The organism is Tsukamurella strandjordii (genome assembly GCF_039525985.1).
Taxonomy (GTDB): domain Bacteria; phylum Actinomycetota; class Actinomycetes; order Mycobacteriales; family Mycobacteriaceae; genus Tsukamurella; species Tsukamurella strandjordii.
This window is the reverse complement of the sequence record NZ_BAAAII010000005.1, coordinates 82,367-105,923: the sequence shown is the minus strand read 5'-3', so window position 1 is coordinate 105,923 and position 23,557 is coordinate 82,367. Positions and strand designations below refer to the sequence as shown.

At 72.2% G+C, this 23,557-nt stretch carries 23 protein-coding genes; 11 read left to right on the top strand and 12 right to left on the bottom strand.

Annotated elements, in window-relative coordinates:
• Window positions 1-17: 17 nt before the first annotated feature.
• The 4 genes from ABD108_RS09550 to ABD108_RS09535 form a co-directional block, all read right to left on the bottom strand.
• Window positions 18-521 carry a DUF4395 domain-containing protein gene (locus ABD108_RS09550; RefSeq protein ID WP_220658713.1) on the bottom strand — a complete coding sequence of 168 codons (504 nt, stop codon included), beginning with the start codon at window positions 519-521 and terminating at the stop codon, window positions 18-20.
• Between the two features lie 64 nt (window positions 522-585).
• On the bottom strand, window positions 586-1,011 hold the full coding sequence (locus tag ABD108_RS09545; RefSeq protein ID WP_220658712.1) for a MarR family winged helix-turn-helix transcriptional regulator: 426 nt from the start codon (window positions 1,009-1,011) through the stop codon (window positions 586-588).
• Between the two features lie 13 nt (window positions 1,012-1,024).
• Entirely contained in the window at window positions 1,025-2,584 is a 1,560-nt protein-coding gene (locus ABD108_RS09540; protein WP_305110482.1) for a flotillin family protein, read from the bottom strand.
• A 60-nt stretch (window positions 2,585-2,644) separates the two neighbouring features.
• Window positions 2,645-3,163 (bottom strand): NfeD family membrane protein, encoded by a 519-nt coding sequence (locus tag ABD108_RS09535; protein WP_305110481.1) that lies wholly within the window; start codon window positions 3,161-3,163, stop codon window positions 2,645-2,647.
• 194 nt (window positions 3,164-3,357) lie between these two features.
• Between ABD108_RS09535 and ABD108_RS09530 the strand changes: the two genes are divergently transcribed.
• The 6 genes from ABD108_RS09530 to ABD108_RS09505 all read left to right on the top strand — a co-directional run bounded on the left by ABD108_RS09530 (window position 3,358) and on the right by ABD108_RS09505 (window position 7,527).
• Complete coding sequence (locus ABD108_RS09530) at window positions 3,358-3,648, top strand: YiaA/YiaB family inner membrane protein (protein ID WP_220658709.1); 291 nt, start codon at window positions 3,358-3,360, stop codon at window positions 3,646-3,648.
• 44 nt (window positions 3,649-3,692) lie between these two features.
• Window positions 3,693-4,319, top strand: a complete 627-nt coding sequence (locus ABD108_RS09525; protein ID WP_343930136.1) for a TetR/AcrR family transcriptional regulator — start codon at window positions 3,693-3,695, stop codon at window positions 4,317-4,319.
• The gene (locus ABD108_RS09520; protein WP_343930135.1) at window positions 4,316-5,563 is read left to right on the top strand and encodes a glycosyltransferase; all 1,248 of its coding nucleotides are present in this window, start codon (window positions 4,316-4,318) and stop codon (window positions 5,561-5,563) included. The genes ABD108_RS09525 and ABD108_RS09520 overlap by 4 nt, the downstream gene beginning before the upstream one ends.
• Window positions 5,564-5,573: 10 nt before the next feature.
• Window positions 5,574-5,804 (top strand): ATP synthase subunit c family protein, encoded by a 231-nt coding sequence (locus tag ABD108_RS09515; RefSeq protein WP_343930134.1) that lies wholly within the window; start codon window positions 5,574-5,576, stop codon window positions 5,802-5,804.
• 104 nt (window positions 5,805-5,908) lie between these two features.
• The gene (locus ABD108_RS09510; protein ID WP_343930133.1) at window positions 5,909-6,754 is read left to right on the top strand and encodes a DUF222 domain-containing protein; all 846 of its coding nucleotides are present in this window, start codon (window positions 5,909-5,911) and stop codon (window positions 6,752-6,754) included.
• Window positions 6,727-7,527: an HNH endonuclease signature motif containing protein gene (locus ABD108_RS09505; protein ID WP_343930332.1), complete on the top strand. Its 801-nt coding sequence runs from the start codon at window positions 6,727-6,729 to the stop codon at window positions 7,525-7,527. Before ABD108_RS09510 ends, ABD108_RS09505 begins: the two co-directional genes overlap by 28 nt.
• 3 nt (window positions 7,528-7,530) lie before the next feature.
• Here the strand turns inward: ABD108_RS09505 and ABD108_RS09500 are convergent, their stop codons facing one another.
• The 6 genes from ABD108_RS09500 to ABD108_RS09475 are packed head-to-tail and all read right to left on the bottom strand — an operon-like array spanning window position 7,531 to window position 18,159.
• Complete coding sequence (locus tag ABD108_RS09500; RefSeq protein WP_343930132.1) at window positions 7,531-8,403, bottom strand: hypothetical protein; 873 nt, start codon at window positions 8,401-8,403, stop codon at window positions 7,531-7,533.
• Window position 8,404: 1 nt separating this feature from the next.
• Window positions 8,405-10,201 carry an exodeoxyribonuclease V subunit alpha gene (gene recD / locus ABD108_RS09495; protein ID WP_220658703.1) on the bottom strand — a complete coding sequence of 599 codons (1,797 nt, stop codon included), beginning with the start codon at window positions 10,199-10,201 and terminating at the stop codon, window positions 8,405-8,407.
• Window positions 10,198-13,533 (bottom strand): UvrD-helicase domain-containing protein, encoded by a 3,336-nt coding sequence (locus tag ABD108_RS09490; protein WP_343930131.1) that lies wholly within the window; start codon window positions 13,531-13,533, stop codon window positions 10,198-10,200. Before ABD108_RS09490 ends, recD begins: the two co-directional genes overlap by 4 nt.
• A complete protein-coding gene (gene recC, locus ABD108_RS09485; RefSeq protein ID WP_343930130.1) occupies window positions 13,533-16,841 on the bottom strand; it encodes an exodeoxyribonuclease V subunit gamma in 3,309 nt (1,102 codons plus the stop codon). Before recC ends, ABD108_RS09490 begins: the two co-directional genes overlap by 1 nt.
• Window positions 16,842-16,889: 48 nt before the next feature.
• Complete coding sequence (locus ABD108_RS09480; RefSeq protein WP_305110474.1) at window positions 16,890-17,696, bottom strand: HAD family hydrolase; 807 nt, start codon at window positions 17,694-17,696, stop codon at window positions 16,890-16,892.
• Between the two features lie 28 nt (window positions 17,697-17,724).
• The gene (locus ABD108_RS09475) at window positions 17,725-18,159 is read right to left on the bottom strand and encodes a type II toxin-antitoxin system Rv0910 family toxin (RefSeq protein WP_220658699.1); all 435 of its coding nucleotides are present in this window, start codon (window positions 18,157-18,159) and stop codon (window positions 17,725-17,727) included.
• A gap of 79 nt (window positions 18,160-18,238) precedes the next feature.
• Between ABD108_RS09475 and ABD108_RS09470 the strand changes: the two genes are divergently transcribed.
• Both ABD108_RS09470 and ABD108_RS09465 read left to right on the top strand, forming a co-directional pair.
• Window positions 18,239-19,096 carry a DMT family transporter gene (locus ABD108_RS09470; RefSeq protein WP_220658698.1) on the top strand — a complete coding sequence of 286 codons (858 nt, stop codon included), beginning with the start codon at window positions 18,239-18,241 and terminating at the stop codon, window positions 19,094-19,096.
• 11 nt (window positions 19,097-19,107) lie between these two features.
• Complete coding sequence (locus tag ABD108_RS09465; protein WP_343930129.1) at window positions 19,108-19,635, top strand: DUF1990 domain-containing protein; 528 nt, start codon at window positions 19,108-19,110, stop codon at window positions 19,633-19,635.
• On the opposite strand, the gene ABD108_RS09460 is transcribed toward ABD108_RS09465, so the two are convergent.
• Entirely contained in the window at window positions 19,632-20,078 is a 447-nt protein-coding gene (locus ABD108_RS09460; RefSeq protein ID WP_220658696.1) for an acyl-CoA thioesterase, read from the bottom strand. The two genes, ABD108_RS09465 and ABD108_RS09460, sit on opposite strands and share 4 nt — an antisense overlap.
• 50 nt (window positions 20,079-20,128) lie before the next feature.
• On the opposite strand from ABD108_RS09460, the gene modA reads away from it, so the two are divergent.
• From modA to ABD108_RS09445, 3 genes are read left to right on the top strand one after another with little or no spacing between them, the layout of a single operon-like run.
• Complete coding sequence (modA, locus tag ABD108_RS09455) at window positions 20,129-20,896, top strand: molybdate ABC transporter substrate-binding protein (protein WP_343930128.1); 768 nt, start codon at window positions 20,129-20,131, stop codon at window positions 20,894-20,896.
• On the top strand, window positions 20,893-21,666 hold the full coding sequence (locus tag ABD108_RS09450) for an ABC transporter permease (RefSeq protein ID WP_220658694.1): 774 nt from the start codon (window positions 20,893-20,895) through the stop codon (window positions 21,664-21,666). The genes modA and ABD108_RS09450 overlap by 4 nt, the downstream gene beginning before the upstream one ends.
• Window positions 21,663-22,661 carry a sulfate/molybdate ABC transporter ATP-binding protein gene (locus ABD108_RS09445; RefSeq protein ID WP_343930127.1) on the top strand — a complete coding sequence of 333 codons (999 nt, stop codon included), beginning with the start codon at window positions 21,663-21,665 and terminating at the stop codon, window positions 22,659-22,661. The genes ABD108_RS09450 and ABD108_RS09445 overlap by 4 nt, the downstream gene beginning before the upstream one ends.
• Here ABD108_RS09445 and ABD108_RS09440 read toward each other — a convergent pair.
• Window positions 22,636-23,418 carry a PadR family transcriptional regulator gene (locus ABD108_RS09440; protein WP_343930126.1) on the bottom strand — a complete coding sequence of 261 codons (783 nt, stop codon included), beginning with the start codon at window positions 23,416-23,418 and terminating at the stop codon, window positions 22,636-22,638. The genes ABD108_RS09445 and ABD108_RS09440 overlap by 26 nt on opposite strands.
• Between the last annotated feature and the right edge of the window lie 139 nt (window positions 23,419-23,557).

The window sequence follows — 23,557 nt, the reverse complement described above, 5'->3', positions numbered from 1 at the left end:
GTTCGGGGGTGGTGCGACTAGTGCGTCTGCGGCACGCTCAGCGTGGGCGGGGTGGTGTTCACGCCCGCGCAGGCCTCGCACACGGAGGCGGGGATGACGCCGCGGCGCTGCAGCCACCCGAAGACGACGCAGCCCAGGCACAGGCCGAGGGCCGATTCCAGGAGTGCCGCCACCACGAGCAGCCCCAGCACGATCTGTGCGGCGACATGGTTCCCGGTGAGGAAGAGCACCAGGGCGACGCCGGAGAAGGCCAGTCCGATGGTCTGGGCGAATCGCTTGGGCGGGCCGGGGACGAGCTTGGCGGGCCCGACCCGCGGCGCGATCACGTGGACGGCGAGCCGGCCGAACGGCGAATAGCGGGGCCCGCCCGCCACACGCAGCGCGAAACCGATCGCCAGGGCGGCGTAGAGCCACCATTGACCTGCGACGATGGTGACCACGGCGAGGACGACGACGAGACCCGCGGTGACGCGGGCCGCGTTGTCGTTGACCGGATTGGGGAACGAGAAGACACCACTCACCCGAGCGACGATATCCACGCCGGAAGGGCCCGGCCAGGGTTGCGCTCGCGCTGATTTCTGGTGGTCAGCCCCGGGCCAGGCGCAGCAGCAGCGGCACTGCATCGCGCAGCAGCGCCGCCTCCTCCACGGTGAGTTGCTCGCTTCCGTGCGCCATGAGCCACTGATCGCGCTCGTGTTCCTGCGCGTGCAGGGCCGCGTGCCCCCGGTCCGTGGGCCGGACGGGCCGCCGCCGGCCGTCCGCCCCGTCGGCGTCGTCGACGTGTTCCACCAGGCCGCGTCGTTCGAGGTCCTTGATCGCGGCCGAGACGTTCGAGCGCCGCATCCCGAGGCGGTCCCCGATCGCCGTCGGGAAGGCGTCCGGGCCGAGCGCCTCGACGGTGCTGAGGACGAACAGTTCGGCACCGCGCAGACCCGCGGCGGGCAACTGCCGGAGTCGTTCCTCCAGCAGGCCCACCGCGAGCCGCAGTGCCTCGGCGTCGCCGAGCTTCATTGTCGCTCGATCACTACTCGTCGTCGACCAGGACGGCCGGTTCCACCTCGGCCGACCGGGCCGGAGCCGGGGCCGGGGTCGTCTCGGACGGCGCGCCGCCGAGCAACTGGGCGAGGTCGATGCCCTGGGCGCGGAGCGAGGCCACGACCGAGGCGATGGACTGGCCGGACAGGCCCAGCAGCCCGCCGGTGGCATCGGACTGTCCGCCACCGATGATGTTGATGCTGTCGATCGCGGCGGTGGCCTCGGACTGGGCCCGCACCGCCCCTTCGATCATCGACAGGACCTGCGGGACGAGGAGCAGGCGCACGGCCTCCGCCTCGTACTGGTTGAAGGCCTCGGCCTGGGCCTGCTTACCGGCCGCGTCGGCCCGGAGCTCGGCCTCGAGCGCGGCGGCGGCGGACTTGCGGGCTGCTGCCGCGGACTCACCCTCGAGCCGGATCGCCTCGGCGTTCACCTCCGCCTGGGCCAGCTTGCCGGCCGCGTCGGCACGCAGCTCGGCCTCGACGGCGGCGGCGGCCGACTTGCGGGCATCAGCGGCGGATTCGCCGTCGAGCCGGGTGGCGTTGGCGCGGGCCTCGGCGGTGAGGAACGCGGACTGCCGCTCGCCCTCGGCGCGGGTGACGGCTGCCTGCTTCGCGGCCTCCGCGGGGGCGATCACGTCGGCCTCGAGCGCGGCCTCGGCCTGGGCTCGGCGCTTGCGCTCCACCTCGGTGCGGGCCTCGATGCGGGCGGCCTCGGCCTCCTCGAGCGCGATACCGACGGCCTTCTCCGCTCGGGCCTTCGACAGCGGCCCGGCCTGGTCGGCCTCGGCGTTCTGCGCCTCGGTCTGCGCACGGAGCTGGGCGATGCGCACATCGCGGCCCTGTTGGGCCTCGGCGATCGCCGTCTCCGCCTCGGTCTGCGCGATCTCGCCGGCGCGGCGAGCATCGGCGGAACGGATCAGCGAGTCGCGCTCGGCCTCGGCCTTGCCGATGTCGGCGTCGCGCTTGACCTCGGCGATGCGCTTCTGGCCGAGCGATTCGAGGTAGCCGTTGCGGTCCTCGATACCGGCGATCTTGAGGATGTCGACCTCCATGCCGATGCGCGAGAGGTCACCCCCGGCCTCGTCGACCACGCCGCGGGCCAGGGCCTCACGGTTGCTGTTGAGCTGCTCCACGGTCATGGTGGCCGCGATCCCGCGCAAGCTGCCTGCCAGGATCTCGTTGATCTGGTTCTCCAGCTCGGCCATGTTCGCGGTCAGGAAGCGCTGCGCCGCGGTGCGGGTCATCTCATCGGTGGTGCCGATGCGCACCAGGCCCACGGCCTGCAGTTCGACGGGCACACCGTCGATGCTGCGGGCGTTGCTCAGCGCGATGCGGATCTCGAAGGGCCGCAAGGGCATGTAGTCGACGCGCTCGAGCCCCGGAACTTTGAACCGGGCGCCGCCACGGACGACCTTCATCTCGCCACGACCGGTGAAGATGGCCACCTGGTCGGGCGGGGACTTGATGTAGTTGTGGAAGAAGATCCACAGGGCCAGCAGGATGACGATCACCGCGGCGCCGGCCGCGAGCAGGATCGATCCAGTCATTTCGATTCCCTCCCTATCTATTCAAAGGTTCAGTTGCGCGAGACTCCGCGCATGCGGGCGTCAGGCCTGGGTGTTGAGCGGCTGAACCACCAGCCGGTCGCCCTCGACATCGACGATCAGCACCTGATCGCCGTTCGCCGCAGCGGCTTTCGGATCGACGAGGATCGCCGTGGTGGTGCTGCGCACCGACTCGGAATCGACGTAGGTCACCTGCCCCCAGCCGCCCGCCGGTATGGCCATGCTCAGTTCTCCGATGGTGCCGACTGCGGCGCCGAGCCCGGCGACGGCGCCGGTCTGCGCGCGCCGCATGCTGCGTAACACCACCATGAGCAGGCCGTACGCCCCGACGCCCGCCAGCGCCGCGATCACGGCGACGACGGGGGCGGCGAGGTCGGTTCCCACACTGAGCGGCCAACCCACCACACCGAAGACACCCACCGCGGCCGCAAGTGCGGGCGCGCTGAGCCAGGGCAGGCCGGCGTCGGTATCGACACCGCCGAAATCCATGTCCCCCAGGACGAGTGACGCCACCAGCGTGAGAACACCGACGACGGCACAGATCGCGAAAACGGTAACCACGGGCGCCTCCTCTGCGCTCGGATCTCCTGATTCCAGTATAGCAAAGAATACGTACGGATTGTGCGGGACTGGGCACACGGGCCGGTGCCGGCACACGGTCGTGCATCGCGTGCGTCGTCTCGGCGTGAAGTACTCCCCCGGATCGGGTAGTCCTACTCAGGCGGCGCGCGCCGCGGGCCGACATTCTCATAACCATGACCTCACACACTCCGGCTCCGAAGCCGACCACCGCCTTCTTCGCCCAGTCCGCCATCGCTTTCGCCGTCTCGTCCGGGGCGCTGCTCATCGGCGCCTTCTACCTGCCCATGGACCCGTGGCAGCGGGGCTTCATGATCATCGGCACCCTGTTCCTCATCACCAGCTGCTTCAACCTCGCGAAGGTCGTGCGGGATCAGCAGGAGGCCAACAGCATCCGAGGCCGTGTCGACGAGGCGCGCCTGGACAAGCTGATGGCCGAGCACGATCCGCTCCGCAGCGTGGGCTGAACCGACCCTGGACTTCTCTAGACCGCACGGTCTATATTTAGACCATGCGGTCTAGAGACACGTTCACCTCGGAACAACGACGGGCGCAGCTCGTGGATGCGGCCATCGCCGTGATCGCGGAGAACGGCTACCCCGCGGCGTCCGTCGCGAGGATCGCCGAACACGTCGGCATCGCGAAGTCCGTCGCGCTCTATCACTTCCGCACCAAGGACGAGCTGGTCCAGGCCGTTACCACCACCGTCTTCGTCACCGCGGCGCAGTACATCGTCCCGACCATCGCCGCGGCCGAGACCGCCGCCGATAAGCTCGCCGCCTACATCCGGGCCAACATGGCCTTCCTCGCCGAGCACCGCGATCAGACCATCGCCCTCCGCGAGATCGCGACCACCTATCGCACTCCCGACGGCAAGCGATTCGACACGGCCGTCACCGAGGACACCGCCGCGAATCCCCCGCAGGGAGATCTGGCCCTGCTCGACCCCGCCGCGATCTTCGCGCTCGGGGTCGAACGGGGCGAGTTCCGCGCCGATCTCGATGCCGTCGCAGTAGCATCGGCCCTACGCGGCGCACTCGACGGGGCGGCCACCGATCATGCGCGACTGTCCGATTACGACCCGATCGCCTACGGAGAGACCGTGGTCGATCTGTTCACCCGGGCGGTGGTCGCATGACCCGCATCGCGATATCCGCGTTCGGCACGCGGGGCGACGTTGTTCCGCTCACCGGCCTCGGCCGCCGCCTCCTGTCCAGCGGCATCGACGTGGTGATCGCCGCGCAGGAGCCGTATCGGCCCGAGGTCGACTCCGCGGGAATCACCTTCGCGCCACTACCGCGCGATACGCGGGCCGAGACGATCGCCTCCCCCGCGGCGCAGGCCCTCGTCGACGGGACGTCGATGCGGCCGTCGAAGGAATCCCTGGAGGAGATGCGCGAGGGCTTGCGCGGCGTGGGCCAGGCCATGGCCGAGGCGTCCGACGGTGCCGACCTGCTTCTGCTGGAAGGCCCCGTGGGCGCCCTGCTCGGGCGGCACGTCGCCGCCGCGCTCGGGTTGCCCAGCGCGGGTGTCATGTTCCAGCCCGCCTCCCCCACCGGCGCTTTCAGCCCTCCGGCGCTCGGGACGCGTTCCTTCGGCCGGCTCGGGAATCGGGCGGTGTGGTGGCTGGGCGGATTCGCCGAGCGGGTGTACGCACCCGTGGTGGCGGAGCTGCGCCGCGATCTCGGCCTCCCCGCGAAACCGTCCGCTGCCGAGAAGCGGGCACGGCGCGGCTGGCCGGTGCTGTATCCGTTCAGCGAGGCCGTGCTCCCCCGACCGCGCGACTGGCCCGATCACCTGCACGTGACCGGTTACCTCACCCCCGAATCCGTGGGCGGCCTCCCCTCGCACGTCGAGGCGTTCCTGGAGGTCGGCCCGCCGCCGGTGGCGATCACGCTCGGCAGCACCGCGACCGCGCAGGGTGAGCACCTGTCGGCGATCATCGCCGAGGCCACCGCGTCCGCCGGTGTGCGCGCCGTCGTGCAGAGCGGGTGGGCGGGCCTGGCGCCCGAGGGCGAGCACCTCCTCGTCGTCGACGATCTCCCGCATGCGCAGCTGTTCCCCCGGTGCGCAGCGGTCGTGCATCATTGCGGCGCGGGCACCACCGCTGCCGCGCTGCGTGCCGGCGTCCCGTCGATCCCGGTGCCCGGCATCATGGATCAGCCCTTCTGGGCACAGCGCCTGCACACGATCGGCGCGGGCACCGCGCCCCGGCCCCGTCATTCGCTGACCGCCGAGGGGCTCGCAGACGCCCTGCGAGCGGCGCCCGCGCACCGCAACCGCACCGCGGAACTCGGTGCGGTCGTGCGCGCGGAGGACGGCGCCGAGCATGCCGCCCGCGCACTCACCGACCTGCTCGACCCACGTATCACCCCCGGCTAAGGAGACGATCATGGTCGACCAGAATCTCGTCAACGCGATCATCACGGCGGGCGCTCTCGCCGCGGGCGGAGTCATCCTGGGCGGCGCGGCCGTCGGCGCGGGGATCGGCAACGGTCTCGCCGGATCGAAGCTGGTGGAGGGTGTCGCCCGGCAGCCCGAGGCGGCGAACCGCCTGCTGCAACGCGCTTCGGGCGCCACAAATTCCTTCGACTGCTCCGATCATCCGCCACCACCAATGTGAAAGATAGTGCGCCCGTGCATGTATGAGGCGAGACGAACATTGTTCGAACTATTGCTTCTGCATCGAACAGTGGCGTAGAATGGGACTCACTGGGAGGAGGCAGAATGATCGAGACCACGAGCACTGCAAGCGAATACCTCGACGCACTCGCCTCCTTCGAACGCGCCGCCGATCGGCTCGCCGCGACCGACCCGGTAATGCTCAGCCCGCAGGAGATGCTGCAGGCCTTGCATCGCCTGGAAACCGCGGCCCGAAAGATCCCGTACAGCCAACACCTGCTCGCGCGAGTGGCATTCGAGCAGGGGCTGCCCGGGCAACTCGACTACACCGGCCTCAAAGAAATGCTGGTCGACCAGCTGCGATTGGCCGGGTCCGAGGCCCGCGACCGCATGCGCGGCGCCGTCGACCGGGCACCCCGCCACGAACGCGGAACCGCACCCGAGCCGAAGTACGCGCTGATCGCAGCCGCACAACGTACGGGACGGATCTCCGAGCGGCACGCCACGGCCATGGACAAGATCTTCACTGCCTGCCGCACGCGGCTCACCGCCACCGACGCGGAGAACCTCGAAGACATCCTCGTCACCGCAGCACACGACGTGACCCCCGACGACCTGATCACGATCGGCAGGCGCGCCATCGATCTCCTCGATCCCGACGGCGCCGAGCCCGACGCCGATGTCATCGCCCGGGCCCGAGCGCTGGACGTGGGACCCCAGGGCGACCACATGATGACCGACTTCGACGGGGCGCTGAGCCCCGAAGGACGGGCGCTCCTCGACACGATCCTGGAGAAGCTCGCCCGGCCCGGGATGAACAACCCCGCCGACGCCGACGATCCGGTCGATACCACCGATCAAGCCGCGCTGCGCGATGCCGCTCAGCGGACAAGCGCACGCGATCACAGCGCAATCACGATGCCCTGGTCACCGCGCTGCGCATGGCGGTAGCCGCGGGTGAGCTCGGCCAGCACCGCGGCCTACCGTGCGTACCGATCATCACCCTGACCATCGACCAGCTCGAATCGCACACCGGGATCGCCACCACCGCCACCGGCGGGCGCCTGCCGGTCGAGGACGCACTGCGGATGATGGGCACCAACCCCAAGTACGTCCTCCTTCTCGACCTCGCATCGCGGCCACTGTTCCTCGGCCGGGAGAAGCGGCTCGCCACCGCCGATCAGCGGATCGCGCTGTACGGATCCGAACGCGGGTGCTCCGCCCCGGGATGCGCAGCGCCCGCCACCCGGACCCAGGTCCACCACATCACCGAATGGGCGGACGGCGGCGAAACCGATATCACCGCGCTCACTCTGGCCTGCGATCGGCACCACGCCACCGTGACACCGGATACCAGCGACCGTCCGCGGGGGCGCGAGACGATCACCCTCGCCGAGGGGCCCTACGCCGGGCGCACCGGCTGGCGGCGCAAGGCCGACCCCACCCGTCGGCACCGGGTCAATCACACCCACCACACCGACGAGCTCCATCGCCGCGCCCTCGACCACTGGCGCCGCCGAACAGAGCAATTCCGCGAGCAGTGGCGGGCCGAAGACCAGCGCGCCCAGTACAACGCCGTCATCGGCACCACCTACGACGACATCGCAGCCATCCTCGACGGCCCCCACGGACCGCCACACCTGGAACGGCTCCTCGCCGACCATGACGCCGAGGAACAGTGGCGCCCCGACGGATCGGCGGGCGGCGCACTGTCTGCGGCCTGACGGCTACGTCCGCCGATCTATCGCCGCGGCGAGGTCGGTGCGGAGCGAATCGAGGGCCGGAGTGGGGCGCCCGGCGGCGGCACGCCAGGCGTCGAGCATCCGCAGGCTCTGCTCCGCGTGCCGGACGAAATGATTGCCCGCGAAGGTCGGGACGTCGAACGGGATCGCCACCCCCGCCGTCGCCAGGCCGACACGCACCACGATCGGTGGCAGGGCCGGAGCAGTGCGGCCGGTCACGACCCGCAGCGCCTCCGCGGCCGCGGCACCGGGACGGCCGAGACTGCGGCGGAAGGCGTCCCAGTCACCGTCGACCACGGCGAGCTCCGCCGCGTACGGCACCAGGCCCGCGGGACTCGCCTCGACGGCCCGCATCGGCGCGCGCCGGACGACCCGCGGAAACTCGGCGGCCATCCGGGCCGGCAGCGCACCGTCGCCCGCGACGAGGAAGGCGCCGAGGAGCGGCGGCACCCAGAACTCTGCCCGGGTCTGAGGCCCGCGCGAGGTGGCGAAGGAGGCGACGTTCGGCGCCAACAACGCCACCTCGGCATCGGGGAACAGCGCACGCGTCGCGGCGAGATCGCCCGGGACCTGGCTGGTACCCACTACGGCGGGGATCCGCGCATCCCGCAGCACCGCCGCCACCTCGGGTGCCAGCTCCCCCGGTGCCGACGTGAGCACCAGCAGGTCGAAGACGCCCGGCGCAATCCCGGCGTACACGGTCACCGGCACGTCCACCGTGGTGCCGCTGCGCCGCCGCACCGCGGTCAGCGTGACACCGTCGCGCCGCGACGCCGCCGTCACCGCCGCCCCGGCCTCCGCGAACAATGCACCCGCGGCCGCGGCGATCGCCCCGGCGCCCTGGATCAGGACCCGCATCTCATCCCCTCCGCAAGCCGCTGGCGCGCAGCACCTGACGTGCGACACCCGCGCGCAGCGCCTCCTCGGAACCCACCAGGCGCACGCGTTGCCGTGCTCGGGTGATCGCGGTGTACAGCAGCTCCCGCGTGAGCAGCCGCGAATCCGCGGGCGGGATCACCACGGACACCGCCTCGTACTGGCTGCCCTGGCTGCGGTGGATCGTCATCGCGTACACGGTGCGCACCGCCACCAACTGGTTCGGGTACAGCAGGGCCACGTCGCCGCCGCGTGAGAACGCGGCCCGCAGATCGGCAGGATCGCCATCGTGCGCGATCACCACGCCCACGTCGCCGTTGTACACCTTCGTGTCGTAGTCGTTGGCCGTCACCAGCAGCGGTTGCCCGGCGTACCAACCGAATCCGCCGGGCCGCACACCGGACCACTCCTCGGCGAGCTGCGCCCACCGGGTCACACCGGACGGCCCCTCGGAATGCGCACACAGCACGCGGTGCAACTGCACGGCGGCCGCGGCATCACCGGCCCGCCCCGCGCGCGCCGCCAGTGCCGTTGCGGCGCTGGCCGCTTCGACATCGGCGCGGAGCCCCGCGAGATCGTCGGGCTCGCACCACTCGATCGCGCCGTCGCCACCCGCGCGGGCCAACTCGATCACCCGGTCGGCGTCGCCGCGACGCACCGCGTCGGCGAGCTCGCCCAGGACACCGGAGAAGCGGCGGCCCCGCCGCAGCCGCACCACGCCCCGCCGCGCCTGCGCGAGTTCGGCCTCGTCGAGCCGCTCCTCCTCGGCGCCGGAGCGCGCCGCCTCGTCGGCGAGCAACGCCTCGACCTCCGGTGACGGGACCCGGGTGACCCCGCGGGTCACCAGATCGCCGAGCACGGCACCGGCATCCACGGAGGCCAGCTGATCGGGATCGCCCACCAGGATGAGGCGGGCATCCGGCCGCAGCGCCTCCAGCAATCGGCACATGATGGTCAACGAGACCATCGACGTCTCGTCGACGACCACCACGTCGTAGGGCAGGTGATTGTCGGCGTCGTGCCGGAACCTGCTGGCGCTGCCCGGTTTGAAGCCGAGCATCCGGTGGATGGTCTGCGCCGGGATGTCCCGCGGGAGCCCCAGCGCCTCGCCCTGCTTGCGGACCTCGCCGGCGAGCTGCGCCGCGGCCCGGCCCGTGGGTGCGGCCAGGCCGATCCGCAGCTCGGGGCCGTGCTGGTCGAACAGCAGTGCCAGAATCCGGGCCACCGTGTAGGTCTTGCCGGTACCCGGGCCACCGGCCAGAACGGTGGTGCGGCCCAGCACCGAGACGGCGGCGGCCAGCCGCTGCCTGTCCGGTCCCGGCTCCGGGAACCGCTGCCGCAGGCCCTCTCGCAAGCGCTCGACATCGACGCCCGGGGCGGCATCGGCGCGCGCGTCGAGAACCGCCCGCACCGTCTCCTCCTGGCGGTGATAGCGATCGAGGTAGAGCAGTTCGTCGTCGACCAGGCGCAGCGGTTGCAGCGGCCCCTTCGCCGAGCCCGTCACGAGGGGACTGCGCTGCAACGCGGTGACCACCTGCGCGGGGTCCGGCCAGGGCAGTGCATCGAGGTCGACGGTGTCGTCGCCGTCCACGGCCACGTCCCGCAGGCGCGAGAGCTCGAGACAGACCGAGCCGAGCCGGACGGCGCGGGTGGCGAGCGCGGCGGCCAGGAGCACCGATTCGTCGCTCTCACCGCCGAGCCTGCCCAGGGCCCCGGCCACGTGCACATCGGCGGGCGCGAGCACGCCGGCCTCGGCGAAGGCCTCCAGCAGTGTGCTCATCGCGGACCTCCCGCGAGCGCGTCCGAGACCGCGACGATCAGCTCCGCCGGCGGATACCATTCGAAGACACCGCATCCGGGCGGTGTCTGCGGCCCGATCATCGCGCGCACGAAGTGGTACTGCACCACGCCGAGGTGACGCTCGGGGGCGTAGTCGGGCAGCTTCCACGACAGGAAGCGGTGCAGCGCCACCGAATACAGCAGCGCCTGCAGGACGTAGTTGGAGCCCATCATCTCCTGCGCCATCCGCTCCGGCGTGTAGTCGGCCGTGGTGAGCTCGCCGCGGGCCAGGCGGTTCGTCTTGTAGTCGACGATCACGAACCGGTCGCCGGACGCCGCCCGCACCCGCAGCACGGAGTCGATGCTGCCCGTGAGGTAGCCGCGCAGCGCGGCGCCCGGTACCTCACGCAGCCGGGCGGCGTACGGCGCCAACGGATCGTCCGCGGGCAGGTGGCGCTCCAGCAGGTCGGCGATCGTGCCCAGCGTGGCCGATCCGGTATCGGCGAGCGGCAGCTCGAAGTCCAGCTCCGCGAGGTGATCCCCCGGCGCCACCTCCGCCAACGTGAGACCGGCCAGTTCCCCGGTCCCCAGCGGGGTGTGGAGCACCGCGGTGAGCGCGGCCGCCACTTCGGCGGGATCGTCTGCGGTAGTGCCGAATTCGGCAGCCTCCCGACAGCGGGCAAGCACCTCGGCGGCGAGATCGGGTGCGCCGGTGTCGACGTGTTCGAGGATCTCGTGCACGAGATTGCCGAAGACGGTGCCGCCGGACAGGCCGTTCATGAGCGACGACGGTGCGTCCGGGGCCGGGGCCGGGGCGTCGGCCGGCTCGTCGACCGGTTCGTCGGCGCGGTCCTCGACATCGGGTTCGCTCCCCGTGTCCGGTGCGGCGATCGGACCGTGTGCGGCGTCGGCCACCAGCGCCGAGTAGCTGGTGCGCCGCCAACTGGGGTCGATCCGCCGGGACGCCCGCGCGAGTTCGAGCGGCGGGAAGCCGGCGAACGGCGGACGCCACTGCGGGGGCGCCGGCGCGGCCGGGTCGACCGCCTCGATCGAGACCGCGGACTCCACGGGCGCCGCCCATTCGCGCAACCGGGCACCGGCCTCGTCGTCCCTCGGGATCGGCGCCTGCCCCGCGGGCACACGGCCCCCGCCGACCTCGGAGAACAACAGGCGGTGCAGCGGCGAGCCCTTCGTGGTGGTACTCGGCGCCCACCACAGCACCAGGCGCGACTGCGCGCGCGTGGCCCCCACGTAGAGCAGGCGCAGCTCCTCCGCCGCGTCCTCCTCCCGCGAGGTGGCCAGGCGGGCGTCGTAGCCGCGGGCGTCCTTGCCGCCCACGTCCACGAGCCGTTCACCGTCCTCATGGAAGGTGAACGTGTCACGGTCGCCGAAGCCGCCGAAGGAGTCCCACGCGAAGGGCAGGTACACGACCGGGAATTGCAGCCCCTTGCTGGCGTGCACCGTCATCAACTGGACGGCCTGGGTGTCGGTGGCGAGCCGCCGCGCGGGATCGGCGGTGCCGCCGAGGCCGGGGTCGGCGATGCGTTCGGCGAGCCATCGGGTGGCGGCGCCCAGCCCGAGCCCCAGGGTGACGGTGGCGTGCTGCACCAGCTCGGCGACGTGCCGCAGGTCGGTCAGCGTGCGTTCACCGCCGACCCGGCCGAGCAGGCGCGCGTCGAACCGTGATCCGGCGGCGAGGGCGTCGAACATCGCGGCGAAGCCGGAGCGGGCGAAGATCCCGGCCAGGGTGCGCAGCCGCCCGCTGATCTCGGAGACCAGCTCGTCGCCGCGCTCGTCGAGGTCGCGGGCGGTGAACTCGAAGAGCGGGGTGAGCGCCGCCAGGCGGGCGCGGTCGGCGCGCCCCGGGTTCTCCAGCGCCTGCAGCAGCCGCAGCCAGTCCGTGGCGGAGGCGGTGGTGAAGACGCTGGCGCCACCCGCGGCTACCGCGGCCACGCCGAGGCCCTGCAGCAGCGACTGGAGCTCGGCGATGTGCTCGTTCTTGCGGACCAGCACCGCGATGTCCCGCGGTTCCAGCGTGCGCGGCGCTCCACCGTCGTCCAGTTCCTCCCCCGCCACCAGCGCGTGCACGATATCGGAGGCCACATCGCGCAGTACCGCCTTGCGGACGCCGGGCACGCGCGGGATGCCGTACTGGGTCTTCGGTCCCACGCCGTTGGACCCGAGGTACCGCAGCCGCAGCGGTCGCCCGGCGAGCCGCGAATCCGTCCGCGCGGCGCTCACCGGGCCCACCACGATCTGGGCATCGCCCAGCGCCACATCGCCGTACAGGTGTTGCAGCGCGGTCACCAGCGGACCGTCGGACCGGCGGTTGACGTCGAGCGCCTGGTGGGTAGTGGCCTGCTTCGAGGCCTCGAGATAGCTGTACACCTCCGCGCCGCGGAAGGCGTAGATCGCCTGTTTCGGATCGCCCACCAGAACCAGCGTGCGGTGGCCGTGGAAGGCGGCGTGCAGGATGTCCCACTGCACGGGGTCCGTGTCCTGGAACTCGTCGACCAGGACCACCGAATACAGCTCGCGCAGACGCGAACACGCGGCCTCGCCGTGCGTCTCATCGGTGAGCGCGTCGCGCAGCAGGCCCTGCAGGTCGTCGAAATCACGGAGCCGGCCGAGCCGCTTGCGACGGTCCACCTCGCGGCGCACCGCCTCCGCGTACCGGACGCGGGCGGCCACATCGGAGCCCGGTTCGGCGTCGCGCGGGGTGATGGCGGCGCGCGGGTTGGCGACCACGGTGCGGGCGTACAGCAGGGCCGTGGCCAGCGGGAAGGGCGGGTGCGGACGCCCGGCGAACATCCCCAGGTAGGCGTCCTCGGCCACCTCCTGGACGAGATCACCGATGTCCTCGACGAACTGCGCGCCGGGCTCCAGATCGCCCGCCATGCCGAGGGCGTCGAGCATGCGCTGGCAGAAGCCGTGCGTGGTGGTGATCGTGGCCGCGTCGAAGTCCGAGAGCGCCGCCACCAGCCGCCGGCGACGCAGGTCCACCTCCTCCGGTGCCGCCGCGGCGAGGTGCCGGATCAGTTCGTCGTCGCAGTCCCGCGCCGCCTCGGGGTCGCGCAGCGCCTCCTCGGCCGCGACCAACCGGGCGCGGGCGCGTTCCCGCAATTCCTGAGTGGCGGCGCGGGAGAACGTGATCAGCAACATGGAGCCGAGGTCGGCCACGCCCTCGGCCACGTACCGGGTGAGCAGGCCGACGATCGCGTAGGTCTTGCCGGTGCCGGCGCTGGCTTCGAGCACCGTGGTGGTGGCTCCCCCGGGCAGGGGGCCGGTGAGCTCGAACGGGGTCACCCCGAGGACGGATTCCCGGGCGGCCATCAGCTCATCTCCTCGTGGTTCAGCAGCGGTACCCACAGGCGGGCCGCGAGGGCACCGAATCGGGTTCCGGCGCGGGAGAACTCCGCCTCGGTGCCGCGGGGCGGGCCCAGCGCATCGTCGAAGGCGGACTCCCCCAGCGCGTAACGGATGGAGCGGTCCTTGCCATCGCCGAAACTACTCTCGAATTCACCGCGGGCGGCGTCGAGTGCCATCTGCTGGGAATCGCCGGCGATCCCCCGCTCGGCGTAGACCGCCGACGCGGCCGGGAACAGCGGCAGCGGTTCGGTGAGTCCGCGATCGCGCAGATCGACCAGGGCGCGCAGCTCCGCCACCGGGTCCGCGGGCACCGTGAGCCGCGAGGTGAGCACACCGCGGAATCGCCCGCGGCCGATCGCGACAGCCGACTGCTCGGGGTGACCGCCCGCCGCCAGGGCGAGCAGCGATACCCACGCCGCGACCCGGTGTTTGGGAGCGAGCCTGCTGAACGACGAGCGCACAATGCCGCTTGGGCGCACCGAAGGCACCGACCCGACCAGCCGGCGGCCCGCGCCCAGATCGACCGCGATGTCGACGGTGGTGGCCGGCCCGGTGAGATAGGGCGAGGCCACCCGCGACAGTTCGGCGACGGTGCCGGCGATGCCGTCCAGGACCGCACTGCCGAGGGCGAAGGGCGGCAGCGTGCCGCGGCGCATCTCGGCGGCGGCGAACCTGTCGGGTTCCACTCCGGCCAATGCCGAGGCGAGCATGCGGTCGCCGATGTCCCAGCGCTGCAACCCGTCCGGCGCGATCGTCAGGGCCTCGGCGAGCTCCTCGTCCTGATCGGGCACGGTGAACCCGAGGCGCTGCCGCAGAAAGGCCTTGACCGGGTGCTCGCAGAATCGCAGGAGGGAGTCGAGGTCCACGTCCTCGATGGCCGCGGCGAGCGGACCGTCCAGGAACGGGGCCGGGGGCTCCGGTGTGCCGCCCGCCGCGACCGCACCCGCGTAGGCGGCCGGATCGAAGGAGAAGGGGACGCCGAGCCCGAACCGGTCCGGGTCGAAGTTGTCGGAATCGAAGGGCTGCAGAGAGTGCCGGAACTCCAGTCCCGAAGCGGCGGGATCGGTCAGCAGCGCCCGCGCCGCGTCCCGCAGCTCGGCGACCGGCACGGCGGGCGGGCGCGGGGTGCCCTTCACCGGGTCGGCACCGGTGTAGAAGACCAATAGGCGATCGGTGGCGCTGGTCACCGCGTCGAGGAAGAGCTGTCGGTCTTCGGCGCGCGGATCCCGCTCCCCCACACAGGGAGTGCGCCCGAGCACATCGTCGCCCGAGTACCGGGTGCTCCGCGGGAAGACCTCGTCGTCGAGGCCGAGCAAGACCACCACGCGATGCGGGACCGACCGCATCGGCACCAGCGTGCACACGGTGAGTTCGCCGGTGCGGAAGTTCGCCCGGGTGGGCTTGGCCGCGAGCCGGGAGCCGAGCATCGCCCGCACCTCGGGCAGCGTGAGATCGCGCTCGGCTCCGCCGCGCAGCGCGGTGGCGATCTCCCGGCCCGCCTGGGTCACCTGCCAGCCGTCGCTCGGCGCCACCGCCGCCACGTCCACTGCGAGCGCATTGAGCGACGCGGCCCACTCGTGCGCCGGCCGCCGACCGCGCGAATCCGCCGTGGCGCGGGTGAGGACGTCGAGGTATTCGGCGAACCGGCCCACCAGATCGATATCGGTCGAGTCCACATCGTCGAGCGGCAGGCCGAGGCCGAGCCATTCCCCCTCGGTCTCATCGGCGACCACGCCGAGCAGGATCCGGTCCAGCGCAGTGGCCAGGGTGTTCTGCGGGAAACCGCCGAGGCCGAAGCGTTCCCGGCCCGAGGTGTCCAGACCCCACCGGGCGCCGGACGGACCGGCCCACTCGCGGAGCCGCTCGATGTCCGAGTCCGAGAAGCGGAACCGGCGGCGCACCGGCTCGGTGGCGGCGAGGTCGAGCACCTGCGCCACCGTGGCCCGGCCGTCCGCCAGCTCCAACACGGTGAGCAGGGCGTCCAGCAGCGGATTGGTGAACCGCAGCGACCGGTCGGCCAGCCGCACTCGCAGGCGTTGCGCCGGATGAGCGTCCTCCGCCGGCTCCCCGGCCGCGGTGCCCGCGACGGCCTGGCCGAAGGCGGACCGGATCAGTGGCGCGTAGGTCTCGATATCGGGACAGGTGACCAGCACATCCCGCGGCTGCAGCGTGGGATCGTCCTCGAACAGGCGCACCATGCGCTCGCGGAGCACCTCGATCATCCGCGCCGGGCCGTGGCAGGCGTAGAATTCGATGGTGCCGTCCGGCGCGGCCTCGGGGGCCGGCGCGGTGTCGTCCGCGATCGCGCGCTGCAACTCGCCGAGCAGGGTGCCCGGATGGGACGGCGCCGGGTGATGCACATCGGCGTCGGCGAGGGGGCTGACCCGGACCTGCAGCTCGGAGGACTCCCTGCCGAGGCTCGCGAGCAACGGATTGGTGGCCACGGCGCCCCCGGTGCGCGGAATCGGCTCCCCCACCCCGGGTGCGGGGTCCACGACGGTGCGCTCCCAAAGCGCGGGACTGGGGTGCGGCAGCCACAGATGCACGTCCCGATGCCGCGCGAGGGCCGCGAGAACGGCGGCCTGATCGGCGGGGACGCGCGTGGGTCCGTACACCGACAGGCGCTGCGGCAGGGACAGCAGGCCGGGTTCGGCGCGGAGCCGCTCGCACGCGGCATCGAGCCGCTCGGCGGGACTGGGGACACCGGCCAGATCGCGGACCTCGCGGAACAGCCGCAGCTGCCAGTGCAGATCGGCCGGCAGGGCGCCGCCCGCACCGTCGGACTCGCGCCCCGCCGCCCAGTCGACCAGCATCCCCGGGCGGTTCGCCCCGTAGGACCGGAGCAGGCCCGCGAGCAGCTCCGCGGTGGGGTACCGACGCCGAGGACGATGCCCGGGCTGCTCCGCCCAGCCGCCGGGCCGGGTGACGCCGAGGTGCCGGGCCAAGACCTCGCCACCGGGTTCGAAGGCGAGCCGGTCGATCGCGGCGAGCACCAGCCACACCAATCTCTCGCCGCGCCACGGATCCTCGTCCCGCGCGATCCCGGAGGCCGTGGCGACCGCCTCGGCCACCAACCCCTCGGGCGTGGGGAACTCGATGTTCGCGGCGATCCCCAGGCGGCTGGCCAGGCGCTGGGTGATCCATCGCTCGACGCCCCGGGCGGGAACCGCGATCACCTCCGCAGCGAACGGATCCGCGCCGGGGGTGGCGAGGACCTCGGCGAGGGCGTCGACGAGGACGTCGCCCCGCTCGCAGCGGTGCACGGTGAGCATGGGTCCGGTTCTAACACGGATGTCCGACAGGGGGATGCACCGGCTCCGCTAGATCGCGCTGGTGAGCGCCGCGGGCACGGCCGCCAGGCTCGGGATCGACGGTGCGCGCTCGTCGCCGCCGACGCCGGCCCGGTCCAGCCACAGCGCGCGCAGGCCCGCCGCCCGCGCCGCGAGCACGTCGTTGCCGAAGTGATCGCCGATAGCGATGCACTGCGCGGGCTCGGCACCGATCAACCCGCACGCGTGCAGGAAGACGCTCGGGTCCGGCTTGCCGACGCCGAGGGTGTCGGTCGTGACCACGTGCGGGAACCGCTCGGACACCCCGAGCACCTGGAGCTTCATCCGGGTGGCCGGGCTCGACGAGTTGGTGAGCAGCACCACCGCGATCCCCCAATCCTCGGCGGCCTCCACCGCGGGCAGGGCGTCCGGGAAGAGCCGCTGCGCGGCCGCGAAAGCCGGATCGTAGGCGCTGCAGAAGCGCCGGTACCGGCGCGGCTCCCAGAGCAGGCCGAGATCGGCCGCGGCGGCCGCGATCCGCTGCTTGCGCATCTCATGGAACCGGATGCGGCCATCGGTGTAACCGGCGAAGAAGCCGTGCGGATCGGCGTGGAAGAGCTGTGCGAAGCGCTCCCGGGTGGCGGTGGTCGACTCCGGCCACACCTCCAGGGCGGCGGCCTGCGCCGCGGTGCGGATGGCGGACTCGGTGTCGATCAGCGTGTCGTCGACGTCGAGGATCAGGCCGTCACAGGGTCGCGGACCGTCGAGCCCGGCGCGGCGGCGCAACCGCTGCACCCGCCCCGTGCCCCAATCGAGCCCCTGCCGGATCGCCGTCCCGACCAGATCCGTGACATCCACGCGCGCCCCCCTGACAGTCGGCCGGTGCCTACTGCACGAACAACTGCTTGAACCGGGCGAGCGACTCCTCGATATCGCCCTTGAGCGCCCGCGCCACGGTGATCCCGACGGGCCCGAAGAACGGAGCGCCACCGAGATCCGCGCGCAGCGACATCTTCGTGCCGGTCCCGGAGGGGGCCACCGTCACGGTGAGCTTGTACTTCGTGCCGGCCATGCCCTTGCCGTCCAGCACCAGCTTGCGCGGCGGATCGTAGGTCGAGATCGTCCAATCGACCCGGTTGCGCAGGCCCTTGACCTTGACCACGGAGCTGATCTTCAGGCCCGCCGTGAGCTCGTCGGGCAGCGGGCTGCGGTAGCCGTCGTGCACGGTGACCCACTCGGGCAGCACGTCCAGATCGGCGGCCTTGGCCCAGGCCTCGTCGGGGGAAAGGGGCACCTCGATGGTGCTCTCGACCTTCGCCACTACAACTCCTTCGCAGGCGGATGTTGCACCGAACATAGCGTGTCGCGGAGGACTTCTGCGCGGGCGTAGCTTCATACCCGTGTCCACCACGGTCCTGTCGATCCTGCTCGCGCTCGTGGCAGCGTTCCTGTTCGCCTGCGGTTCCGCGGCGCAGCAGGCCGAGGCCGCGAGCGTCGAAGAAGGCACGCCCCTCGTCGCGCAGTTGCTGCGCCGGCCCCGGTGGTGGCTCGGCCTGGCCGGGGACCTCGGCGGCTACGCCTTCCAGGCGGCGGCGCTGGTCTTCGGGCCGGTGCTGGTGGTGCAACCCCTCATCGTGGCCGCGCTGCTGTTCGCGCTGCCGGTCTCGGCCGCGCTCAACCACACCCGGGTGACACGGCGGGAATGGCTGTACGCCGCGCTACTCGCCGGTGCTTTGGCCCTGTTCCTGGTGGCGGGCCGCCCCACCGACGGTGTGCCGGACGCCCCGGGTTCCTCGTGGTTGCCCGCGCTCGCGGTGATCGGGGCGATCACAGCCGTCTCGACGGGGTTGGGCCTGGTGCGCTCGCTGCCCGGCTCCGCCCGCGCACTGTCCTTCGGCGTCGGCGCCGGACTGCTGTTCGGCGTGGCGACGGTGCTCACCAAGCCCGTCCTGACCTCCTACGAGCACGCGGACTTCCTCGACAACACCGTGCGGCTGTTCACCGATTGGCGGCTGTACCTGCTGATCGCGGCCGGTCTGGGCGCGATGTACCTGCAGCAGCGCGCCTTCCAGCCCGCGCCGATCTCGGCCTCGCTCCCGGCGATCACGCTCGCGGAGCCGCTGTGCGCCGCGGCGCTCGGGGCGGCCGTGCTCGGCGAATCGGTCACGGTAACGGGCGTGGCGGGCGTCGCGGTGGTCGCGTCAGTAGCGGTCGGGGCCTACGCCGCGGCCAGGCTGGCGCGCCGCGAGGCGGCGTAACTTCGACGGGTATGACGGACTTCGCCGGTCGGGAACGGGCACCCTTCACCTACGCCGAGGTGGGGGCGACGCGGCCGGGTGCGGCTCCGCCCGCCGACGCGCACGTGATCCGTGCCGAGCGGGTGGTCGGGCACGGTCCTGGTGACTTCGCCGCGGTGCGCGAGCAGATCCTGGGCTACGGCATGCAACGCGGCGCCGGGATGCGGGTGCGCGCGAGCACGCCGACGGCGCAGGAGGGCACGATCCTGCTGCTCAGCGCGCCCTTCCTGGGGCCCCTCCGGATCCCGTGCCGGGTGGTCTACCTGCTCGACGAGCCGGACCGTGCGGGCTTCGCGTACGGCACGCTGCCCGGGCATCCGGAGAGCGGCGAGGAGCTGTTCTCGGTCGAACTGCGGGCCGACGGTGCGGTGGTCGCGGTGGTCTCCGCGTTCTCCCGGCCGGGCCGGTGGTACACCCGTCTCGGAGCGCCGGCCGGCCGCCTCCTGCAGGCGGTGATGACGCGGCGCTACCTGGCCGCAATGGTCCGGCCGGGCGGCTAGGACGCCGATTCCGTGCGGCGCCGGCGGAACGGCACGGGATCGCCCTGCAGCTCGGTCAACACCGCGCGCATGCCCTCCGGGATCGCCATCGGGCGGCCGCTGGCGGCACCGTCGACCACCACCATCGAGGTCTCCGCGAGCGCCGCCACGGCCCCCTCGGGCGTGTACACGGTGTACCCGATGTCGAAGCCCGACCCACCGATCCGCGTGACGCACATGGCGATCCGTGCGGGCTCGGCCGAGTACAGCAGTGGCTGCGCGTAGTCGATCTCCTGATGCGCCACGAACATCGTCGCGCGCTCGGTTCCCGCGCTGGTGGCCCGCTCCGTGAGGAACCGGATGCGCGCCTCCTCCAGCACCCGCAGCATCGACACGTTGTTCACATGCTGCAGCGCGTCCATATCGGACCAGCGCAGTGCGACCGTCACCTCATGATTCGCCATGGGGATATTGTCGTGCACGGACACCGATGCCCTAGACACCGGGAGATGCGATGCGCACCACACGCCTGACCGCAGCCGTTCTGCTCGGCGTTCTCGTCTCGGGGTGCTCGAGCTCCGGTGACTCCCCCACCCGCGATTCCGCGGACGGCGGCACGGTGATCGTGTACGCCGCGGCCAGCCTGCAGGCGACCTTCGAGAAGCTGGCCACCGACTTCTCCGCGAAGCATCCCGGCTCCACCGTCAAATTCTCCTTCGGCGGCTCGTCCGGCCTACTGACCCAGCTCACCCAGGGCGCACCCGCCGACGTCTTCGCCACGGCGGACACCCCGACCATGGACCGTGCGCGCAGCGCATCGCTCGTGGACCAGACGCAGCCCTTCGCGACCAATGTCCTCACCATCGCCACCACCGCGGGCAATCCCAAGCGGATCGGCGCGCTCGCCGATCTGGCGCGCCCCGACGTCTCGGTCGTGGTGTGCGCCAAACCCGTTCCCTGTGGTGCCGCGACGGCCAAGGTGACCGAGGCGGCCGGCGTCGCACTGCGACCGGTGAGCGAGGAGGACTCGGTCTCGAGCGTGCTGTCCAAGGTGCGACTCGGCCAGGCCGATGCCGGCCTGGTGTACCGGACCGACGTCAGGGGCGCCGGAGATTCCGTGGGCTCGGTCGACTTCCCGCAGGCCGACGGCGCCGTCAACATGTACCCGATCGGCGTGCTCAAGGACGCGAAGAACCGCGCCGGCGCGGACGATTTCGTGAGCTTCGTGCGCGGACCCGAGGGGCGCGCCGCGCTCACCGCCGCGGGCTTCGGGACGCCGTGACCTCCGTTCCGAAATGGATCGCGGTCCCGGCCGCACTGGGCGCCGCGTTCGTGGTACTCCCCCTGCTCGCGGTGGTGACGAAGGTCGACTGGCCGCGCTTCGGCGCCCTCGTGACCTCACCGGACTCCCGCACGGCGCTGCTCCTCTCGCTGCAGACCTCGGTGGCGGCCACGGCCCTGTGCATCGTGCTGGGCGTGCCGCTGGGCGTGGTGCTGGCCCGCGGCCGATCGCCGCTGGTGGGCGTGCTGCGGCCCGTCGTCCTACTGCCGCTGGTGCTGCCGCCCGTGGTGGGCGGCATCGCCCTGCTGTACGCCTTCGGCCGGCGCGGCCTGGTGGGCCAGATCGGCGGCATCGGCGGGCACATCGCCTTCACCACGGTGGCCGTGGTGCTCGCCCAGGCCTTCGTGGCCCTGCCCTTCCTGGTGCTCGCCGTCGAGGGCGCCCTGCGATCACTGGGTACCGAGTACGAGCGGACGGCGGCCACACTCGGCGCCTCCCCGTCCGTGGTGCTGTTCCGGGTGACCCTGCCGCTGGCGCTGCCGGCGGTGGCCTCGGGCGTGGTACTCACCTTCGCCCGGGCGCTGGGCGAGTTCGGCGCCACCCTCACCTTCGCCGGATCGCTCGCCGGGACCACGCGGACGCTGCCGCTGGAGATCTACCTGCGCAACGAGACCGATCCCCAGGCGGCCGTGGCACTGTCGCTGGTGCTGCTGGTGGTGGCCGCCGTGATCGTGGCGGGCGTGTACGGCGTGCGGGGGTGGCGCCGGTGAGCCTGGAGGCCACGATCACCGTCGCGGCCCGGGGCGTGGATGCCGCGCTGACCGTGCCGAACGGGCGCACGCTGGCGCTGGTGGGCCCGAACGGGACCGGGAAGTCGACGATGGCCGATGCGATCGCCGGCCTGGTGCGGCCCGATGCCGGGCGGGTGCTGGTCGACGGCACGACGGTCTTCGCGGCCGGCGGTGCGGACGCGGTGTGGGTGCCCGCCCACCGGCGCCGGGTCGCGCTGCTGGGGCAGGCGACGCGGTTGTTCCCGCATCTGGGCGTGCGGGCGAACGTGGCCTTCGCGCCGCGCAGTGCCGGCGCGGACCGCCGCAGCGCGCTGGCGGCGGCGGACCGCTGGCTGCAGGCGGTGGGTGCCGCGGAATTCGCGGATCGCAGGCCCGGCGAGCTGAGCGGTGGGCAGGCGCAGCGGGTGGCGCTGGCGCGGGCGCTCGCTGCGGAGCCGCGCGTCCTGATTCTGGATGAACCGCTCTCGGCACTCGACGTCTCGGCACGACCGAAGATGCGCACCGTCCTGCGCGAGGTGCTCGCGGATCTGACCTGCGTGCTGATCACGCACGATGCCGCCGATGTGGTGGCTCTGGCCGACGAGGCGGCGGTGCTCGACGGCGGGCGCATCGTCGAACACCGGCCCGCAGCCGAGCTGCTGCTCTCCCCCAGTACGCCCTTCGCCGCCCGGCTGGCGGGGATGAACCTGCTGCCGGACGGCGACGGGGCGTGGGTCTTCGGCCCCGATGCGGTGACCGTCGCGGCCACCGGCGACGGTGCCGGACTGGCCGGCACCGTCGTGGAGGTGACTGTGGTGGGTGGACGCTGCCGAGTGACCAGCGACGTCGCGGTGAGCGGCGGCGACACGTCGACCGTGGTGGCCGAGCTCCCCGCCGACCGGCACCGCGAACTGCGCCCGGGCGACCGGGTGCGGCTGCGGCCCGATACGGCGCGGGCCCACCGGGTGACTACGCCTCGTCCGGCGCGTCCGTAGCGGCATCGTCGGACGGCGCCGCAGCGGGCGGCGTGCGGTCGACACCGGCTAGCAGCAAGTAGATCTGCTTGATCGCGTCGCCGAGAACGGCATCGACCGCGGCGATCTGCTCAGCGCCGCCGGTGCGGCCCACACGCCGGGTGACCTCGTGCAGCTCGTGCAGGGTGTCGCGAAGGTGTCCGCGCTCCTCGCTGCCGCCGGCGAAGCCCGCGAAGGGGTCGGTGTCGGTGAGCGACTCGGCGATGTACTCGCGGCCGGCATCGGTGAGCGTGGCGACCTTGCGGCCGTTCTCCCGCTCGATGGTGATCAGGCCCTCGTCCTCGAGCTGGCTCAGGGTGGGGTAGATCGCGCCGGGGCTGGGCTTCCAGGCACCGGCGGTGCGCTCCTCGATGGAGGAGACGATCTGGTACCCGTGCATCGGCTCGGTCTCCAGGAGCTTGAGGACGGCGATCCGGACGTCGCCGCGCTGCACGCCGCGCCGTCCGTGTCCGCGCCCACGACCCCGGCCGCCGCGTCCCGGTCCACCGGGGCCGAAACCCTCGGGGCCGAAACCGGGAACTCCGGGACCGAAACCGCCGGGCCCGAAACCGCCGGGACCGAAGCCCCGGCCCTCGCCACGACCCCGGCCCTCGCCACGACCCCGGCCCTCGCCGCGGCCGCGACCGTGGGCGCCGCCACGACCCTCGCCGCAATCGGACGGGAAATCGTCGTGCCGGAACCGCATGTCGAATCGTTCGTTGTGAATGTGCCTACGCATGGTGGCAATCCTTTCGGTAGGGGGCGGCATGTTCGGCCACCCGATGCATTGACGATATATCGTGACTGTTTTCAATGCAACCCCCGAAAACGGGACGTCCCCGTCCGGAACACCGGACGGGGACGCTGTCGATCACTTT